Below are 16495 nucleotides of genomic sequence, written 5' to 3'. Positions count from 1 at the left end.
TCTCGCTAACACGTAAAAAGGTTGCCTATTGCTTGCCATGCCCCTATCTGCCGTTGAGTGCCCCGGCGACGTTTGCCACAGCCACCACGGTGGGCATCAAATTGAACGCACTGAACTGCAAGAAAACCTCAGGGCCCACGGGGAGGATTGGTGCGAAAGGCTTGCTGAACGCATCTACGAAATTTCGATCGACACCTTCTCCCAAACCGTGGTGCCGATGCTGCAGCAACAGGGCTGGCAAAAGCGTCATCTCGACTGGGAATTCAAGCTGGGCAAGGAAATGATGGAGGTGGAGCGCACGGTGGCCGATGGCACCATTAATGCGGTGGAAAGCTTCTTGCGCAGCAATGAAATCCAACGGCTATTTGTAAAAGAACTAGTTGGTGGCACTTTTGCTGAGGCCGACCAAAACAAATTGCGTTCCAAAGCTGTGCGCCAGGTGATTGAAGAAGAACTGCTGGCATTTCTGCAGGAACGCCACGAGGAGCTGCTCGATCGCGTTGGTGAAGCCCTGCTGCCTGAAGCCGGTGGTGATTTTGAACAGGCCCGGATTCAAGCGAAGGAAGGTTTGGAAGACGTTCATCATCTGCTCGTTAACCACAGCGAAGCCAACCGTTGATCCAAACGGTTCAACATCACCTGTTCCTTTGTGCCACCCCAACTAAGGCCCTTTGCCACCAAGGGCCAGTGGGGGCCCAATGCTGGGAGCAATTAAAAAAAAGCATCAAAGCCGCMGGKTTAGAAGATCCAGCTCGCAAAGAAGGTGTTGTATTGCGAACTAAGGCTGATTGTTTGCGGCTATGTAGCGATGGTCCGGTGTTATTAATTTGGCCAAGCGGCCATGTGTATGGCTCTTTGCTGCCWGAGCGCATCGAAAGAATTGTGCAGCAACACCTAATTGCTGGTGAACCGATCACTGAATGGTTGGTTAARCAATTTAGCTTTTAACCATGCCGCCACCAGGCGATCGCCCCAGCAGGCMAGGGGATGGTCGCCGTGGCTATGGAAACCGTTGTGGCCACCACCGCGGGTGAGCAACACCTCAAGGGGRAAATTATGCTTTTGAAGCTGCAGTTGCTCTGCYGTAGATGCTGTTACCCAGGGATCATCATCAGCTTGCAACAACATACTTGGCACTTTTAAACGATCTAATTGGTATAGGGGGCTTGYCTGTTTGTAATAGGCAGCAGCGCTACTAAAACCCCAGCGAGGCGCTGTAATCGCCTCATCAAAATCACGAATRCTGCGCACTTGCTTAAGGGCATGCTTTTCCTTTGCTGTGATTCCAGCTGGATCTTCAAGGGTTTGTTGCACTAAACGCTTCACTAACCAATGCTGATAAATGCGATTGCGGGGTCGTTCAATCGAAGCAGAGCARAGGGCAAGATCCAGGGGACTACTGGTGCAAACCAAAGCATCTAAGCAAAATTCAAAGCAGGCATTCAATAAAATTGTTCCCCCTAAGGAAATACCAACTCCCACCAAGGGAATGCCGTTAGCCAGCTGGCGCGCCAACTGGAATACCGGCTCCAGATCTTGATTGCACAGGGCCGCATAGGTGCCTGAAGCCAGGGGTCTGCCTTTACCGGCACCGCGCAAATTGAGGCGAAGCACCGAAAAGCCAGMTGCTTGAAGCGCAATTCCCATGCGACGTAAACCCTCWCGATCACTGCTGCCCCCCAAGCCATGGAGCAAAAGCACCAAAGCCAGGGGGTTTTCAACGGGATCGTGAAAAGCCAGCAAGGCGCCGCCGCAGGGCAGGACTGTGGTGAGTGGCAAGCCCACGTCGGGGGGCAGGCGGGGGGGACGCCTCAAGGTGTCCCGCAGGGTTTGCAGATCACCGCCCAACCAGGGGAAACGGGGCCTAAATGGCGCTGGTGGGATTTTCAATTAACCAATCAGCAAGGGTTTGTTTAGGCACATCCTCRCCGCTGGTGATTTCTAAGATTCGACCAATCGCCGCTGGCAGCTCAAGGGCATCAAGGCACACCTGGGCCACCAGGCGGCGGGGAATACTGCTGCTTTCCTGTTGGTTGGGCCCACTAAAGCGAATGCCCTCACGCTCCAATTGCTCCTCTGCTTCCTTTAACCCCCCAGGCCGCACGATGGTCCAACTAAGGCCACTGGCCTCTAACCACTGCTCGCCAAGGCGCTTCCAAAKCAAAATCAAGCCAAATAAATTAAGCGGGTGGAATAGGCGGCCACTGCAGAGGGAGCTCACTARCACCACCCGCTTAACTCCCGCCCTACGGCAGGCAGTRATCTGATCTCTGATCGCTAGGGCGTCTACCTTCAGGGGCCCGGCCAGATCGATTGAGGGCCTTGCACCTGTGGCAATTAGCAAGGCATCGCAACCGTTTAAGGCAGCCACCAGGGCATTTTGATCGGCAAGATTCAAGCGCTTTAGCGGTAGCCCATCAGCAACCAAGCCATCGGGCAGCTGCGAATTWGGCCTCAGGATCGGCACCACCTGATGRCCGCGTAAGCGGGCCTCATCCACGATGCGCCAACCGGTTTTACCGGAAGCACCYGTAACAGCTAAACGCATCAGAACAAAGGCAGTAGTTCCTGTTCTAAACAACAAACCTCAGCCCAGGCKCCATGGCTGCGGAGGTTGCGTAAGCGCAGGATCAAAGGGTCGATATCGCACTCCTGCTTGAAACAACGTTCCAGTTTTTGCAGTAGTTCTGTTGGGATTGGTGGGGGGATTGAAGAGGGATTAAACATCAATGGGGTAGACCACAAACCGTATTGGCTGGAAGCTAGGTCGGCCAGCGCCACTCACCCTGCGCAAAAACACTCAAAATCTGGCCATGGGTTCCATTTCTTTCGCCATTAGCCGTCCCCATGGCTCCGTAGCGGTTGGCATTCGTCCCCGTGGTTGGCAACAACGCTTGCTGGAATTGCTGCGGCGCCGGCTGCTMACGGCAGCACCAGGCCACTGCACAGATGTGTTGATCCATGCCGGACCGGGGGCAGGCAAAACCCTTGGCAGCCTCCATGCTTTTTTGCAATTGCGCCAAGGGCAGCAGCTAAGCGGCATCTGCATCTGTTGCCACCGCAGCTCAATTTCAAACCAATGGCACAGTGCCGCAAAAAAACTCGGTTTGGATTTAGGGGAGGGGCAAATGGGTCCCCACGGCTTGATTTTGAGCTACCAGGCAGCGGGACGGGATCCCAAGCATTGGCAGCAGCTACTGCAAAGCCGGTGGCCCCTGCAGCAATGGCTGGTGGTGGCCGATGAGGTGCATCACCTCGGTTTAAACCCCCAACAACCGGAAGAGGGCGGCTGGGGTAAAAGCTTTGAAGAGCTAAGYGATGGCGTAAAGCTGCGGCTAGGGCTCACMGGCACTCCGTTTCGCGCCGACCAATTGCAGTTTTGCTCCTCGCGCCAAAAGCTTTTAACAATCGAGGGGGTGCCGCARCGGGTTATCACCCCGGATTTAGTTGTTACYCCCCAAGAGYTGATCAGCTCAGGTGATGTGAGGCCCCTGCGCTTTCATTTCCAAGATGGCTGGATTGAGTATGARAACAGCGATAGATCAGCCCTATCAACCGAACATCGAGAGAGCTGGCGGGCTCGCAACCTAAGGCAGGCTGTGCGCCTGGGTGATTCCAGCAGCATTGCCCTGCAGGTTTTGCTTCAAGCCAGGCGCAGGCGGGAGGCATTGCAGCAACAGCAGCCTGGGGCTGCTGGCCTAGTGGTAGCCCGCGACATAACCCATGCGCGCGGGATTGCTGGGCTGCTGGAGGAGCAGGGCGACAGGGTTGTTTTGGTGCACTCGCAAGACCCAAGCGCGGCGGAAGCGCTCAAAAACTTCCAAAACGGCGAGGGGGAGTGGCTTGTGAGCGTAGACATGTGCGCTGAGGGCTTTGATGCACCGCGCTTGCGGGTAGTTGCSTATCTCACAACGGTTACAACCCGCAGCCGCTTCCTCCAAGCCATCACCAGGGCGGTGCGCCTAGATGGCAGCCGCAGCGCCCTGGAGCCGATGCCTAGGCACCCCTCCTATGTGCACGCCCCCGCCGATCCGCTACTGATGGCCTATGCCAGCAATTGGAGCCTCAGCTTTCCCTATCTGCTAGCCGAARCAAGTGTTGAAGAAACCTGCGTTGAGCAAGCTTCAGGCAGTGGTAATTGGCGGCTYGAACAGCGGGCCATCGCMGATGCTGCTGGCGCGGTGATTGAACTCAAGGGTCCGCAACTGCCGCGGTTTCTGGCCTCCTGAACAACCTCAGTCACATTTGGTTAGCAACTAAAAGGAAGCAGTAACACTTAAGTGGCATTGCCATTGCTTAATAGGGGGGCGGATAAACAAGGAGCCCGGAGCCCACCGCGAGCACGTCACCCCAAACTCCACTGCCGGGCAGTGGAGTTTTTTTTTGCCTTGCATTTTGGGCTTGCAGCTTGCCCTTGCCAAAGYGGTCAAGCTTGATAACTTCTGGCCATGCAAGCAATCATCTCCTCGATTTGGGCCGTTGGTGGTCCGTTTGCGTTGGTTATTTTGAGCAGCGCCAATTTGCTTTTCACCCCTGCAGCAAAGGCACAAACAATGATCACGGTGGAGCCCTACCAGCTCCCCACCGGAGTTACTACCACTCCTAGCCCCCGCAGCACCTGGCGGCTAAGGGGTGCCGCCTATCTGGAAGACCCTTGGCATCGCCTCCCCCCTAGCCAACAACAGGGAACSGAAYTACCCAGRTCCCTWCAGGTTGATCCATACCCCGATCCAGGCCAAAGGCTGTAGTTATGGAAAGACTTTTTGATTTGTTGCTCTGAATACACTCCCGTGGATTTAAAAATGCCACGTTCTCTCAACCCCAAAGGAGGCTGCCATGGATGCATTGAGCTCAATCCACCCCAGCCTCAACGAAACCATCAGCTGGCTTGAGTGGCGTCTTGATCAACTGGAGGCCAATGGCGAAATCGAAGCCAGCTATGCCTTAACCGCGGAACACGCCGATTGGCTTCTGGGTTGCCCCATCGCCTGCAAAGAACCGCTCACCTTGAGGGATGGGGTAATCCAGAGCTAGATCTGGTTAGGCTTTATACGTAATCAATACGCATAAGCCCGATTCAATGGAAGCTTCCTCTGCTGAAGGCACACTGGAAAACCTTGTGGTTGTTGGTTCTGGCCCTGCCGGTTACACAGCTGCGCTCTACGCCGCAAGGGCAAATTTGAATCCGCTGCTGATCACTGGTTACCAGGATGGGGGCATTCCGGGTGGTCAGTTGATGACAACCACCCACGTGGAAAATTTCCCTGGCTTCCCTGATGGCATCCTCGGCCCTGAATTGATGGATCGCATGCGCTCCCAAGCCGTGCGATGGGGTACCCGCTTGATCGAAGCTGATGCCACCGCCATCGATCTTTCCAAACGCCCTTACCTAGTTCAGGTGGATGGAGTTGATATTGCTTGCCAGAGCTTGATCATTGCCACCGGCGCCAGCGCCAACCGCCTTGGCATTGCCGATGAAGAAAAATATTGGAGCCATGGCATTAGCGCCTGCGCCATTTGCGATGGGGCCACCCCCCAATTTCGYAATGAACAACTCGCGGTGGTGGGTGGTGGTGATTCCGCCTGCGAAGAAGCGGTTTATCTCACTAAATACGGCAGCCATGTGCATTTGATCGTGCGGCGTGGCAGCCTGCGGGCCAGCAAAGCGATGGCTGATCGAGTACTCGCCAATCCCCAAATCACCGTGCAYTGGAACCGCAGCCTTGGCAGCCTTTCCGGTAGCGATTGGCTAGAGCAACTAACCCTGCTAGATGCCGCTGGTGAGCCAGCTGAAACCCTTGCGGTGCGGGGTATTTTCTATGCCATCGGCCACACCCCAAACACGCGCCTTCTCAAAGATCAGCTGCCACTAGATGGAAAGGGTTACCTAATCACCACAGCCGGATCGCCCGCCACCGCAAAAGAAGGGGTTTTTGCAGCTGGTGATGTGGCTGATGCCCAATGGCGTCAAGCGATCACCGCAGCTGCCAGCGGCTGCCAAGCGGCCCTTGCGGCGGAGCGCTGGCTCAGCGAAAACGATCTAGCCATCACCACAGCTCGCCAACCGGTAGACCCTGTTGCAGCGGAACAACCAATCAAAACCCTCGAGGTAACTGAGGCAGATTTTGATCAASATGCCCTTTGGCAGGGGGGTAGCTATGCCCTAAGGCGGCTTTATCACGAAAGCAAAAAACCCCTACTGGTTATCTACACCTCCCCCGACTGCGGGCCTTGCCACGTGTTTAAGCCCCAGCTACGCCGAATCCTGAATGAATTGGCGGGTGCTGCCCAGGGGGTGGAGATCAATATGAAYGAAGACAATCAAATTGCTAGCCAAGCTGGTGTAACCGGCACCCCAACACTGCAACTGTTTTTAAATAAAGAGTTAAAGCAACAATGGCGTGGCGTGCAGCAACGCAGCAGTGTTAAAGCYGCCATTGAAGCGCTGCTCTAACGGCGGCGYGGGCCCCCTGGACGGTTGCCACCACCTGGGGGTCTWCCGCCTGGAGCAGATGCATTGCGTTCCCGATAGGTAATCCGGCCMCGGGTTAAGTCGTAAGGACTGATTTCAACTAAAACCTTGTCGCCCGCCAGCAACTTGATGCGAAATTTGGTGAGCTTGCCSGCCGCMCGGCAAAGGCACTGGTGCCCAGCAGGTTGCTCCAAAGTAACAAGATAGAAGCCGTTCCCCTGCTCTTTTTCAATCACACCAGACGTTTCGATCATGCAGGGGGCAGGCCAAATAAACAACTCACATTCAGTTTAAGGCGCAGGTGCACACCMCCCAGCTCAAATCAACGGCAACCTTGCTGTTGCATAAGCCCTATGGGGTGCTGAGCCAATTTCGGCRGGAACCTGGCAGCAGCTGGGAGAGCCTGGCAGCACTGGTGCCCCAGCGAAATGTATACGCCGCTGGGCGCCTTGATGCCGATAGCGAAGGCCTGCTTTTACTAACAGCCAATGGCCGMTTGCAACATCATCTCTGCGATCCCAAGTGGGGCCATTGGCGCCACTACTGGGTTCAAGTGGAAGGAATTATTGATCAAGTTGCCATCGAAAAACTGCAGCGGGGCCTGATGTTGAAAGATGGCCTAAGCCTTCCGGCCAGGGCCCGCTGCCTTGATGCTGATCAATATGGGCCGCTGCCAGCGCGGCAACCACCGATTCGGCATCGGCTCAGCGTGCCCACCAGCTGGATTGAGTTAAGCCTCAGGGAAGGCCGCAACCGTCAAGTGCGGCGCATGAGCGCTGCCGTGGGGTTTCCCACCCTGCGCTTGATTCGGGTGGCAATTGATTTGATGGATGGGGCTAAACCSTTAAGCCTGGAGGGTTTAGCCCCTGGTGAATGGCGAAGCGTTAGCGCGGAGGAGGAGATGCGCTTGCAACGSTTGATCAACTAAGCCATTGCCCCCTGTAATTCCCGCACGGTCATCAACTGGCCGTAGTAGTAGTTGGCACGGGCGCGATCGGCTGGGTTTTCAAGGGCATCGATMACATCCGGGCCAACACTGGCCCAAAGATGATTSCCGCAAACTCGGTCTAATTCGGCTTCTGCCTCCTGCTCAAGGTTGGCGAGCCGCCGTTGCAGGTTTTTGATCTGAGCAATGGCCATGGCAATAAAAGAAGCAATTAGAAGGGCAGTTTCTTTTTGGCATCCTTATCGAGATCGGCCTCCATCTCGCGAAGCCGCCTCAGGATGCTGGTGTAATACTCCTGGAGATAGGCCTCCAGGCCTGTGGTTTCGGAGGGATCTAGGCCAAAGGCGGCGTAGCTCTCCTCCATGGCTGAGCTGAGGCTTACCCCACCACCAGTAACYTCAGCAAAAGCCAAGCGTTCAGCAATATTCACCCCAGGTTCAAARAAGGATGCCACCCCTTGCATGGCGCGTATCAAAAAGGGCGAAACTCGAATTACACGGGCATCTTTTTTGCTAAACCGCTCGCAYAAYTGCACCACCTCCCCTGTGTTCCAAGCCTTGGGGCCCACCACTGGATAACTGCTGCCGATTGTTTGTTCTTGGCCTAAAGCCGCCACAGCAAAGCGGGCAACATCTTGGGTRTTCATGTAAGCAATTGGTGTGGAGCTGCCGCTTACCCAMACGGTTTGGCTTTCCAGCACCGGTATGGCGAACTGGCCGATCACCCCCTGCATAAAAGCGCAGGTGCGCAGCACGGTGTAGGCCAAACCAGATTCTGCTAAWARTTGCTCAGTGCAATATTTGATATCCATCAACGGCACACTGCGAAATCGCTCAGCTTCCAGCAGTGAAATAAACACAAAGCGTTGTAAACCAGCACGGCGGCAGTGGTTTAACAAATTCAATTTGCCGTCCCAATCGATGCGATAAACGCTTTCGCTRTCGGTGGGTCGAGCGGTTGCGGCATCGATTACCGCCTCTTGCCCCTCSAGGGCATAGGCAAGGGAATCCTCTTCAAGCAGGTTRCCGCGGGTTAATTCACAGCCCCATTCCTGSAGAAAAGCCGCCTTACGGGGTGAACGCACCATGCATCGCACTTGGTGGCCCGCATCCAGGGCACGACGGGCAACTTGACGCCCCAAGGTGCCCGTAGCACCAAACACAAGTACTTGCATCAGCACCCCTCAGTGATGGGGAGCTTAAGAAGCCAAGGCCCAGGGCCGAGGGTAACTATCAATCTCCCTGCAATTTGAGCAGCAGCGCACCGCCCACTAAACCGAGGGGGATCAGCACCCAGAACACAGCTGCAATGCCAAAGATTTCAGATGCCACAGGAGAAAACCGATCTAACAGCAGCTTATCGGGCTAAGCGCAACACCACAGCCCATGGGGCATCCGTGCGGAATTGCATTGCTTCGATGCCACTGGCCGCAGCACGCCAACCAGCGRCGCGCAAGGCAGCAAGCAGCTGTTCCAATCGGGGCAAACCACCCTGCAGRTGGCGAGCTAAATCTGCCAAGGCAAAGGCCTCTGCCGGTTGAGCGGGGTCATTTATTAAGCGCTGCAACTTCTTTAGGGCCATGGGAGCAAGGGAGGGGGCACMAGCCTGCTCAAGGGCTAGGGCATCACTAAGAACCTCAGGGCTTTGCAATGGCCCCCGCCAAAGCGGCCCACTACAAACAGGCTCAGCACCGCAACTGCAAAGGCCAAGGGATTTCCATGCCAGCAGCGACGTACCCCAGTGGTTGCCGCATTTATGGCAGTAGGCCTGCAAACCAAGCAGCGCTTCCTCCTGGGGGGCCGGGCGCCGCGTTAGCTGAACGGCAGTGCGAAAGGTGCGTCCTTCGCTGAAGCTCAGCAGGGGCYTTAGCCCATGGCCCATGGCCCAGGCCGCCCTGGCGATGGCACCCAATTGCAGCCTCAATGCCAATTCCCAGCTGCAGGGTTGGGCCCGCACAGCCGCCCCTAATCGCCTCACGGCTGCAGCTCGATCGTGGCCAGTGAATGATCTGCCATCGCTGCTAGCYAGATAGAGCACCCCCCCAAGCCGCACCGCCCCAAGGGCTGCGGGCAAAAGGCYTGTGGCAGCACCAAAAGCATCKATATCAACAAAGTCGAAATACTTTTCTTGCAACACGAAGTTGGCCAATAGYTTTTGAATTGTTTGCTTGCTGGTTTGCCAATGCAAACCGGGGCGATGGGGTAAKGCAGCMAGATTTTGATCAAGCAAAGGCAAACGCTCAGGGTCGGCGTCGTTTACCCACAACTCAGTGGCACCGGCCTCAAGCCCATAGCGCACGCTGCGAATGCCACAACCCGCCATGCCATCCAACACCGTTAATTCATGGCTGCGCTGTTGCCGGGCAAGCCAACGGAGCAGCAACACACCAAAGTCCCTTGCTGGCCGCGAATCAACCCGAAAAAAACCYTCCCCCACAAGCACTTGGGCCGCGGCTTCGCAATAGTGATTAGTCACCACTCGGTTACCAATGAACACGCCCCAAYCAGGTAGCAATTGGGGTGAACAGCACCATTGTGAGTTTGGGCGGTGGCGTTGCCATTGGCGCCGGCTTGGCCCCCCCGGCGGGCCGGCCCTKGTGTTGCTCCATGGCTTTGGTGCCGCCAGCGGCCATTGGCGCTCCAATGTGGCGGGGCTTGCGGCGGCTGGCTACTGCGTTTAYGCCATCGATCTACTGGGGTTTGGCCAAAGCGATCAACCGGCCATCGCCCTTGACAACAGGCTTTGGAGCAGGCAACTGCAGCAATTTTTGCGGGAGGTAGTGCAGGTGCCAGCCCTCCTTGTGGGCAATTCCCTTGGGGGCTTGGTGGCCRTTACCACCGCTGTGTTTGCRCCTGAACTGGTGAGGGCAGTGGTGGCTGCGCCATTGCCTGATCCCACCCTGCTGCAAGCTCTGCCCAAAAGACGCCCCCGCTGGAAAAGGCAACTAGAGCGTTTTTTGCTGAATTTTGTTGCCAAATTCCTACCCCTGGGCCCCTTGATTGCCTTGCTTCGCCAAACACCACTGCTGCGGCTTGGCATCAAAAGCGCCTACGCAAATYCAGAACGGATCAACCTCGAACTTGTGCGCTTGATTCAGCAACCGGCGCGGCGCAAGGGAGCGGCCGGGGCATTAGCAGGGATGGTGCGGGGCATGGGGCTGAGGCCAGCGGCGGCAACGGCACCAGAGCTATTGCCACGGCTGAAATGCCCCTTGCTGCTGCTCTGGGGYAAGCAAGATCGCTTGGTGCCAGCCCAAATTGGCCAAAAAGTGCTTGCGTTAAGCCCTAAGGGCCTTTGTGAGCTGCAGTTGATGGCTGGGCTGGGCCATTGCCCCCACGACGAAGATCCAGAGCGCTTTAACGAGCTGCTATTGAGCTGGGAACATCAACGCCTAGGTTTGGCTGGGCCAAAGCTGGGGCAATGAAGCACACCCTTTCGGTGTTAGTGGAGGATGAATCCGGYGCCCTGAGCCGGATAGCGGGGTTGTTTGCCCGAAGGGGCTACAACATTGAAAGCCTTGCGGTGGGACCCACTGAGCAGGCGGGGGTATCACGGCTCACGATGGTGGTGGCTGGCGATGCGCCTGTGCTTGAGCAGATGACAAAGCAACTGCTCAAGCTGGTGAATGTGCTGGAAGTGATTGATCTCTCCGATATCCCAGCGGTGGAAAGGGAGCTGATGCTGCTGAAGGTGAAGGCCGATAGCCATAGCCGTGGCGCTGTGTTCGACCTTGTTCAGGTGTTTAGGGCCAAGGTTGTGGATGTGGCAGATGAAGCCCTCACCCTTGAGGTGGTTGGCGACCCGGGCAAGTTGGTGGCCCTAGAGCAACTAATGCAGCCTTTTGGCATTCTTGAAATCGCCCGCACCGGAAAAGTGGCGCTGCAAAGGGCTTCAGGGGTTAATTCTGAATCACTAAAACTGCGCAATTCAGGCAGCTACTTACCCACCTGAAGCAATTCGGCCTTGCGCAGGCGATCGCCTTGAACGATGCGATCTACCACCGGCATACCTTCAATCACCCGGCCAAAAACGGCATAACGGCCATCCAGTTCCGGCAGATCACTTAAGGCCACATAGAACTGGGCACTGGCGGAATTTGGATCCTGGGAGCGGGCCATRGCAACGGCACCGCGGTGATGGGGCAGGGCCAACTGATCCGTAACCCGAGCTCCACTGATGGGCCTGCCGTAGCGCGGTGTGGCTTCGCTGTTGAGCTTCACCTCAAGGGGAATAAAACGGGGCGCCCCTGAAGCTGGATCAAGGAAGTTTCCAGTGCCAAATAAACTTGCAGATRCCCCAGGTTTTGCCGATTGGGGATCCCCCCCTTGCACCACAAACGGGGTTGGTTGATTCACCACCCGATGGAACACGGTGTTGTTGTAGGCACCCCGTTTCACCAGATCAAGGAAATTGCCGGCGGTTAGGGGGGCATTTTTGCCATCCAATTCAATTAAAACCTGGCCCTTATCAGTGTTCAGGGCAACCCTGGCAGTGCCCTGTAAACAGGTATTAACAGCTTGGTTGCAGCCCAAATCKGCCGGGGCTGCCGTTGTTGAGCAAGCCGGCAGCCAAAGCAGGGCAAAAATGCTTAAAAGCATTGCCAAATAACGGTTCATACGCCCTCCAATGGAACGCCYAAATATCGGGCCAGCTCAGCACCACCCTGCTCCAATTCAGCCAAGGCAATCGGTTCACCCACCCTGGTAAGGGGTAGATCGCGGCGACCGCGCAACTTAAGCGCCAAGCGGCGGCGGGGATTGAGGCCATCACGCACCTCCACCTTCACCGCTTGAACATCAGCGCAGGGGATGCTGAAGCTGATTAATTCACGAAAGCCACGGCGCTCGATCGTGATGGTGTTCGATTTTTTATCAAAACAATTAAAACCAGACCCCACATCGATGCCGATAACAATCCACAGATAGGTGCTTAAAAGCACTGCTGCGATGCCGTAGCCGCCCATGATCAAGCCCTGGGGCACGAAAAAGAGGGCCGCTGGGTGGCCAACAGGCAGGAGGTCGCGACCCAGGTAGCTGGAAAGGCTTGTGAGCAGAAAGCCGATGCCCCCGGTGGAAATAAGCACGGCCATCAAAATGTTGGATGGCCGGCGGGAGCCAAGCACCGTTTGATTGATCGCTTCAGTAGTAGATATGGCCAAGGCAGAGGCTATTGAACTGCTTGCATCCTGGCAAAGCAGGGCAGAATAAAGCCAGCAAAGCACCCTGAATGGGTAATTTTACTTATATAGCTTTCAGYTAAAGGATTTCAGCCCGTTTCCATTTGCCGCAAACACCCCCAAAACGTTGTTACCATCGCCCGGTATCACGCCTCTATCGATGACAATCGCTGTAGGGCGGGCGCCGGCAGGCCGGGGATGGTTCGACGTCCTCGATGACTGGCTGAAGCGCGACCGCTTTGTATTTGTTGGTTGGTCTGGCCTATTGCTTTTCCCAACTGCCTATTTGGCTTTGGGTGGCTGGCTTACCGGCACCACCTTTGTTACYTCCTGGTATACCCACGGTATTGCCAGCAGCTACATAGAAGGCTGCAACTTCCTCACCGCTGCTGTGTCTACACCAGCGGATTCCATGGGCCACAGCTTGCTGTTGCTCTGGGGCCCAGAAGCCCAAGGTGAYTTTGTGCGTTGGTGTCAACTCGGGGGCCTATGGGCCTTTGTGGCACTGCATGGCGCCTTCTCCTTGATCGGTTTCATGTTGCGTCAATTTGAAATCGCCCGTTTGGTTGGYATTCGCCCTTACAACGCAATTGCCTTTTCCGGGCCGATTGCAGTTTTYGTAAGTGTGTTTTTGATCTATCCGTTAGGACAAAGCAGTTGGTTYTTTGCGCCCTCATTTGGTGTGGCAGCAATTTTCCGTTTTCTGCTTTTCCTGCAGGGTTTCCACAACTGGACGCTTAATCCATTCCACATGATGGGAGTGGCGGGCATCCTTGGTGGTGCYTTGCTGTGCGCCATCCATGGCGCAACRGTWGAAAACACCTTGTTTGAAGACGGCGATGGTGCAAACACCTTYAAGGCGTTTGAGCCAACCCAAGAGGAGGAAACCTATTCGATGGTTACGGCCAATCGTTTCTGGAGCCAAATTTTTGGTATTGCTTTCTCCAATAAGCGCTGGCTGCACTTCTTTATGTTGTTTGTGCCAGTGATGGGTTTATGGACCAGCAGCATTGGCATCATCGGTTTGGCATTGAATCTGCGCGCTTACGACTTTGTAAGCCAAGAGATCAGGGCYGCTGAAGATCCTGAATTTGAAACCTTCTACACAAAGAACATTCTTTTGAATGAAGGTTTACGCGCCTGGATGGCACCAGCCGACCAGCCCCATGAAAATTTCATCTTCCCAGAAGAGGTTCTGCCCCGTGGAAACGCCCTTTGATTCTTCGCTGATCATCGGCGGTAAAGACCAAGAATCCACCGGCTATGCCTGGTGGTCTGGTAACGCTCGATTGATCAATTTGTCTGGTCGCCTCCTTGGCGCCCACGTAGCCCACGCCGGTTTGATGGTGTTTTGGGCAGGCGCAATGATGCTTTTCGAAGTGAGTCACTTCAGCTTCGATAAGCCGATGTATGAGCAGGGGTTGATCCTGTTCCCCCACGTGGCAACCCTCGGTTATGGCGTGGGTCCTGGTGGTGAGGTAACRAATCTGTATCCCTTCTTTGTTGTTGGGGTATTGCATCTGATCAGTTCAGCTGTGCTCGGCTTGGGTGGCTTGTATCACGCCATCCGCGGCCCTGAAATTCTGGAAAACTATTCCGCCTTCTTCTCCCAAGATTGGCGCGATAAAAACCAGATGACCAACATCATTGGCTACCACCTAATYCTGCTTGGAGTGGGTGCATTGCTGCTGGTGTTTAAGGCAATGTTCTTTGGTGGCGTTTACGACACCTGGGCCCCAGGCGGCGGTGAYGTGCGCYTGATCACAAACCCAACCCTCAGCCCMGGTGTGATTTTCGGTTATTTAACCCGTGCCCCCTTTGGCGGCGARGGTTGGATTATCGGTGTTAACTCCATGGAAGACATCATTGGCGGYCATATTTGGATCGGCTTGATCTGCATCTTCGGTGGGATATGGCATGTGGTAACCAAGCCTTTCGGCTGGGTKCGCCGTGCCTTTATTTGGAACGGAGAGGCCTAYTTGAGCTATAGCCTTGGCGCCTTGAGCTTCATGAGCTTCATMGCTTCGGCATACATMTGGTTCAACAACACCGCCTAYCCCTCTGAGTTTTACGGCCCCACCAATGCCGAATCCTCCCAGGCCCAATCATTCACCTTCCTGGTGCGCGACCAACGCTTGGGAGCCAACATCGGTTCAGCCATGGGCCCCACTGGCCTTGGTAARTACCTGATGCGTTCACCTACCGGWGAGATCATCTTTGGTGGCGAAACGATGCGCTTCTGGGATTTCCGTGGTCCTTGGCTTGAACCACTAAGGGGYCCCAAYGGCCTGAGCCTGGATAAATTACAAAATGATATCCAGCCATGGCAAGTGCGTAGGGCAGCGGAATACATGACCCATGCACCTAATGCATCATTGAACTCCGTTGGTGGAATTATCACCGAACCAAACTCGGTGAACTTTGTAAATATCCGCCARTGGCTTGCATCCGTTCARTTCATTCTGGCCTTCTTCTTTCTTGTTGGTCACCTCTGGCATGCAGGTCGTGCTAGGGCTGCAGCCGCTGGCTTTGAAAAAGGAATCGACCGCAAGGCCGAACCAGTGCTGGCAATGCCAGATTTGGATTGATATTTATCAATCAATCAATATTCTTAGCCCTCGCAGAAATGCGGGGGCTTTTTGTTGCTTATTTATTCGTCGYTCAGYTTCTTTTCAACCAGYGGCGCAATAATGGCAAGCTGAGCCCAATCACATTGCTAAAACAACCATCAATCCKTTCAATCATCAAGCCACCTCGGCCCTCAAGTGCAAAACAGCCGGCACARTTCAATGGTTCRCCAGTAGCTACATAGGCTTTGATTTCTGCTTCGCCAACGGCTGCAAATTGCAATCTTGTGCTAACAATCTCGCCATATTCAGCCCCATCAGCTGCCAGCCAACAATGGCCCGTATGCAACACCCCCCAGCCGCCGGCCATGCGCTGCCAGCGGCTAATGGCATCAGCTGGATCTTTTGGTTTACCAAACACTTCACCATCAAATTCAAACATTGAATCGCAGGCCAAGATGCCTAAACCTGCAYTTATGCCCTCGATTGAGATGGCATGGKCCACAGCCTTGGCTTTTGCAATTGCTAAATCCTGCACCAGYTGCAATGGATCGGCATGCTGAATTGCCTCTTCATCAATGCCACTCACCWGCACGCGATGGGGAATGCAAGCCTGTTCCAACAAACGCTTGCGGGAAGGGGAGGCAGAKGCCAACAACAGTTCCATCAATGAAATTGTTTAGAGTTGATTTATGCAGAGCAATCCTAATTTCACCGTTGATCAACATTCCCTAGCCAGGGCTGCAGAAGCGATGCGCTGCCTGCCGTTTAAACGYTCATTTTATGAAAATGCCGCAACTGATCCCCTCAGCAGCCCAGCTGTTTGCGCGCAACGGAGCTGGTGCAAAGCCGATCTCAATGCAGATACCACTGAAAATATTTTTTGTTGGTTGATCAAATTAGGTGTGTTGCGCCGCGAAGTTGATGGCCAGGGCTTAACCCATCGAGTGCGTTTAACACCAATGGGTAAACAGGTTCTCCTCATGTGGCCAGGGGAAATTCCCTCAGCAACGAAACTCCGCCGCCTGCGCCATTGGCTCCGGCGCCACTGGCCGAGGCTGTGAGCAGTTCAGCCTGTAGCATTAATGTGCTACTACCTTGGGTGCCATAGCAATGGAAGTTACCTTRCGTAGATCTGGTGGATCTGTGAGCGCAACCATTCCAAGTGAAATGGCTCGTAGATTTCATCTCGCTCCAGGAGATCGAATCGAAGCTATTGAAACCGAGCAGGGCATTTTACTCTCACCTTTCAACCCAACCCTGCAAGAGGCACTGGCCCTTGCCTCAGAAGCGGCTCGCTCATATCCCTTGCCTCAGAAGCGGCTCGCTCATAT

At 55.0% G+C, this 16495-nt stretch carries 23 protein-coding genes; 12 read left to right on the top strand and 11 right to left on the bottom strand.

Features of this window, described 5'->3' with window-relative positions:
- Nucleotides 1-37 precede the first annotated feature (37 nt).
- Nucleotides 38-619 (top strand): EF-1 guanine nucleotide exchange domain-containing protein, encoded by a 582-nt coding sequence (locus C7K08_RS04980; RefSeq protein WP_106499565.1) that lies wholly within the window; start codon nucleotides 38-40, stop codon nucleotides 617-619.
- A gap of 275 nt (nucleotides 620-894) precedes the next feature.
- On the opposite strand, the gene C7K08_RS04970 is transcribed toward C7K08_RS04980, so the two are convergent.
- From C7K08_RS04970 to C7K08_RS04960, 3 genes are read right to left on the bottom strand one after another with little or no spacing between them, the layout of a single operon-like run.
- Nucleotides 895-1890: a YheT family hydrolase gene (locus tag C7K08_RS04970; protein ID WP_106499549.1), complete on the bottom strand. Its 996-nt coding sequence runs from the start codon at nucleotides 1888-1890 to the stop codon at nucleotides 895-897.
- Nucleotides 1865-2548, bottom strand: coding sequence for an SDR family oxidoreductase (locus C7K08_RS04965; protein WP_106499548.1), 684 nt, complete (start codon nucleotides 2546-2548; stop codon nucleotides 1865-1867). The genes C7K08_RS04970 and C7K08_RS04965 overlap by 26 nt, the downstream gene beginning before the upstream one ends.
- Nucleotides 2548-2781 (bottom strand): hypothetical protein, encoded by a 234-nt coding sequence (locus C7K08_RS04960; RefSeq protein ID WP_315856514.1) that lies wholly within the window; start codon nucleotides 2779-2781, stop codon nucleotides 2548-2550. The genes C7K08_RS04965 and C7K08_RS04960 overlap by 1 nt, the downstream gene beginning before the upstream one ends.
- A 32-nt stretch (nucleotides 2782-2813) precedes the next feature.
- On the opposite strand from C7K08_RS04960, the gene C7K08_RS04955 reads away from it, so the two are divergent.
- The 4 genes from C7K08_RS04955 (at nucleotide 2814) to C7K08_RS04940 (ending at nucleotide 6454) form a co-directional block, all read left to right on the top strand.
- Entirely contained in the window at nucleotides 2814-4229 is a 1416-nt protein-coding gene (locus C7K08_RS04955) for a DEAD/DEAH box helicase (RefSeq protein WP_106499546.1), read from the top strand.
- 219 nt (nucleotides 4230-4448) lie between these two features.
- Entirely contained in the window at nucleotides 4449-4748 is a 300-nt protein-coding gene (locus C7K08_RS04950; protein ID WP_133165156.1) for a hypothetical protein, read from the top strand.
- A gap of 88 nt (nucleotides 4749-4836) precedes the next feature.
- Nucleotides 4837-5034, top strand: a complete 198-nt coding sequence (locus tag C7K08_RS04945) for a hypothetical protein (RefSeq protein WP_106499544.1) — start codon at nucleotides 4837-4839, stop codon at nucleotides 5032-5034.
- A 46-nt stretch (nucleotides 5035-5080) separates the two neighbouring features.
- Complete coding sequence (locus C7K08_RS04940; protein ID WP_106499543.1) at nucleotides 5081-6454, top strand: FAD-dependent oxidoreductase; 1374 nt, start codon at nucleotides 5081-5083, stop codon at nucleotides 6452-6454.
- On the opposite strand, the gene infA is transcribed toward C7K08_RS04940, so the two are convergent.
- Nucleotides 6451-6726 carry a translation initiation factor IF-1 gene (gene infA / locus C7K08_RS04935; protein ID WP_106499542.1) on the bottom strand — a complete coding sequence of 92 codons (276 nt, stop codon included), beginning with the start codon at nucleotides 6724-6726 and terminating at the stop codon, nucleotides 6451-6453. The two genes, C7K08_RS04940 and infA, sit on opposite strands and share 4 nt — an antisense overlap.
- Before the next feature lie 47 nt (nucleotides 6727-6773).
- Here infA and C7K08_RS04930 point away from each other — a divergent pair, with 47 nt between their 5' ends.
- Nucleotides 6774-7400, top strand: coding sequence for a pseudouridine synthase (locus C7K08_RS04930; RefSeq protein ID WP_106499541.1), 627 nt, complete (start codon nucleotides 6774-6776; stop codon nucleotides 7398-7400).
- Here the strand turns inward: C7K08_RS04930 and C7K08_RS04925 are convergent.
- From C7K08_RS04925 to C7K08_RS04910, 4 genes are read right to left on the bottom strand one after another with little or no spacing between them, the layout of a single operon-like run.
- Nucleotides 7397-7612: a hypothetical protein gene (locus tag C7K08_RS04925; protein WP_106499540.1), complete on the bottom strand. Its 216-nt coding sequence runs from the start codon at nucleotides 7610-7612 to the stop codon at nucleotides 7397-7399. The two genes, C7K08_RS04930 and C7K08_RS04925, sit on opposite strands and share 4 nt — an antisense overlap.
- 17 nt (nucleotides 7613-7629) lie before the next feature.
- Nucleotides 7630-8592, bottom strand: coding sequence for an NAD(P)H-binding protein (locus C7K08_RS04920; RefSeq protein ID WP_106499539.1), 963 nt, complete (start codon nucleotides 8590-8592; stop codon nucleotides 7630-7632).
- Between the two features lie 58 nt (nucleotides 8593-8650).
- A complete protein-coding gene (gene petM / locus C7K08_RS04915; RefSeq protein WP_106499538.1) occupies nucleotides 8651-8749 on the bottom strand; it encodes a cytochrome b6-f complex subunit PetM in 99 nt (32 codons plus the stop codon).
- Between the two features lie 25 nt (nucleotides 8750-8774).
- Nucleotides 8775-9893 carry a class I SAM-dependent methyltransferase gene (locus C7K08_RS04910; RefSeq protein ID WP_241537057.1) on the bottom strand — a complete coding sequence of 373 codons (1119 nt, stop codon included), beginning with the start codon at nucleotides 9891-9893 and terminating at the stop codon, nucleotides 8775-8777.
- Between the two features lie 13 nt (nucleotides 9894-9906).
- Between C7K08_RS04910 and C7K08_RS04905 the strand changes: the two genes are divergently transcribed.
- Both C7K08_RS04905 and ilvN read left to right on the top strand, forming a co-directional pair.
- The gene (locus C7K08_RS04905; protein ID WP_106499536.1) at nucleotides 9907-10842 is read left to right on the top strand and encodes an alpha/beta fold hydrolase; all 936 of its coding nucleotides are present in this window, start codon (nucleotides 9907-9909) and stop codon (nucleotides 10840-10842) included.
- Nucleotides 10839-11369, top strand: a complete 531-nt coding sequence (ilvN, locus tag C7K08_RS04900) for an acetolactate synthase small subunit (protein WP_106499535.1) — start codon at nucleotides 10839-10841, stop codon at nucleotides 11367-11369. The genes C7K08_RS04905 and ilvN overlap by 4 nt, the downstream gene beginning before the upstream one ends.
- Here the strand turns inward: ilvN and C7K08_RS04895 are convergent.
- Both C7K08_RS04895 and C7K08_RS04890 read right to left on the bottom strand, forming a co-directional pair.
- Complete coding sequence (locus C7K08_RS04895) at nucleotides 11354-12034, bottom strand: peptidylprolyl isomerase (RefSeq protein WP_106499534.1); 681 nt, start codon at nucleotides 12032-12034, stop codon at nucleotides 11354-11356. The two genes, ilvN and C7K08_RS04895, sit on opposite strands and share 16 nt — an antisense overlap.
- Entirely contained in the window at nucleotides 12031-12570 is a 540-nt protein-coding gene (locus C7K08_RS04890; RefSeq protein ID WP_106499564.1) for a photosystem I assembly protein Ycf4, read from the bottom strand. The genes C7K08_RS04895 and C7K08_RS04890 overlap by 4 nt, the downstream gene beginning before the upstream one ends.
- 184 nt (nucleotides 12571-12754) lie before the next feature.
- On the opposite strand from C7K08_RS04890, the gene psbD reads away from it, so the two are divergent.
- Together psbD and psbC are read left to right on the top strand one after the other, a co-directional pair.
- A complete protein-coding gene (gene psbD, locus C7K08_RS04885) occupies nucleotides 12755-13813 on the top strand; it encodes a photosystem II D2 protein (photosystem q(a) protein) (protein ID WP_106499533.1) in 1059 nt (352 codons plus the stop codon).
- Nucleotides 13797-15182 (top strand): photosystem II reaction center protein CP43, encoded by a 1386-nt coding sequence (gene psbC, locus C7K08_RS04880; protein ID WP_106499532.1) that lies wholly within the window; start codon nucleotides 13797-13799, stop codon nucleotides 15180-15182. Before psbD ends, psbC begins: the two co-directional genes overlap by 17 nt.
- Nucleotides 15183-15255: 73 nt before the next feature.
- On the opposite strand, the gene C7K08_RS04875 is transcribed toward psbC, so the two are convergent.
- A complete protein-coding gene (locus C7K08_RS04875; protein ID WP_106499531.1) occupies nucleotides 15256-15828 on the bottom strand; it encodes a Maf family protein in 573 nt (190 codons plus the stop codon).
- 25 nt (nucleotides 15829-15853) lie between these two features.
- Here C7K08_RS04875 and C7K08_RS04870 point away from each other — a divergent pair, with 25 nt between their 5' ends.
- Together C7K08_RS04870 and C7K08_RS04865 are read left to right on the top strand one after the other, a co-directional pair.
- A complete protein-coding gene (locus C7K08_RS04870; protein WP_106499530.1) occupies nucleotides 15854-16225 on the top strand; it encodes an Npun_F0494 family protein in 372 nt (123 codons plus the stop codon).
- 49 nt (nucleotides 16226-16274) lie between these two features.
- The coding region (locus C7K08_RS04865; RefSeq protein ID WP_106499529.1) for an AbrB/MazE/SpoVT family DNA-binding domain-containing protein at nucleotides 16275-16495 on the top strand (221 nt) is incomplete at its 3' end.

The organism is Synechococcus lacustris str. Tous (genome assembly GCF_003011125.1).
Taxonomy (GTDB): Bacteria; Cyanobacteriota; Cyanobacteriia; order PCC-6307; family Cyanobiaceae; genus Synechococcus_D; species Synechococcus_D lacustris.
This window is presented reverse-complemented; position numbering and strand designations above follow the sequence as displayed.